Genomic DNA, 612 nt, shown 5'->3' with positions numbered 1-612 from the left:
AGAGACAGCTTGAGTTGCGAGCCCATCAAAAAAACCAAATAGCAAAGCATTCAGAGTTGTTATTTTAATGGTTGTTTTACTATGGTTAACGTACACATTTAACATGTAAATAGTGAGTAGTGTGATTATTGCTGGATAAATTATGAGTAATAATAGAAATGCTATCTCCATCAGCATCGTAAACTCTGAAGTGGCAACAGCAATACTCTCTATGGACATTAAAATAACACATCGACGATAGGTCAGGCGAGTCAAACTCTGGAAGTATAAAGCACAAATAGACAGCAAGCATGTAGCAAAAGTTATGTTTGCTATTATGTTGATTAATATAAACGCTACTTGCCATAATTGACTAAAAAAACCATCCGCATATGCAACCAATTGGTTGACATTCTTTGGGAGTTCTGAGATGTCATTTGATGGGTTATCCATCATTAACATTGAAATTAATGCCAATGTCAGCACGCAAGATGAAATAGCACAAGAATGAATAATGTATTTTGAATTTCGATATTCACTCCCCCCCTCTATTTTAGAGAATTTTCTAACCAGAAAAACACTTAATATTAATGGTGCCAGCATACCCATATTATAGTAACCATTAAGCAACCC

The 612-nt window shown here is 34.8% G+C and carries 1 protein-coding gene; it reads right to left on the bottom strand.

Features of this window, described 5'->3' with window-relative positions; translation table 11 throughout:
• A partial coding sequence (locus tag LD28_RS22470; protein ID WP_277619821.1) for a branched-chain amino acid transport system II carrier protein occupies window positions 1-609 on the bottom strand: 609 nt, incomplete at its 3' end.
• Window positions 610-612: the final 3 nt, after the last annotated feature.

Source organism: Aeromonas finlandensis, assembly GCF_000764645.1.
GTDB classification, from domain to species: Bacteria; Pseudomonadota; Gammaproteobacteria; order Enterobacterales; family Aeromonadaceae; genus Aeromonas; species Aeromonas finlandensis.
The sequence above is the reverse complement of the archived record's forward strand: the minus strand, read 5'-3'. Positions and strand labels throughout refer to the sequence as shown.